Annotated in this window: 1 pseudogene; it reads right to left on the bottom strand. The window is 36.9% G+C overall.

The features are described 5' to 3' along the window. Positions 1–282 (bottom strand): annotated as a pseudogene (locus ACNG5D_RS16075) (F0F1 ATP synthase subunit alpha); the annotation flags it as partial.

The following is a 282-nucleotide window of genomic DNA, read 5'->3' as shown; positions in this document are numbered from 1 at the left end:
GATTCGTGACGTACGTTTTACTGTAGAACCTTCTTTTACTCCAACTGAAGTTCCTAATAGTACAATACCTACATTGTCTTCTTCTAAGTTAAGTACAATACCTTCTGCACCACCATCAAATTCTACTAACTCACCATATTGTGCATTAGCTAATCCGTAAGCACGTACAATACCATCACCTACAGTTAATACAGTTCCAACCTCATCTAAAGTTGCTCCTGCTTCAAAACCTGAAAGTTGTTTTTTTAAGATTGCTGATATTTCAGCTGGATTTACTTCTGC

The organism is Algibacter ulvanivorans, assembly GCF_048381495.1.
Classification (GTDB): Bacteria; Bacteroidota; Bacteroidia; order Flavobacteriales; family Flavobacteriaceae; genus Algibacter_B; species Algibacter_B ulvanivorans.
Note: the sequence above shows the minus strand (reverse complement) of the source record. Positions and strands in the feature narration are given on the sequence as shown.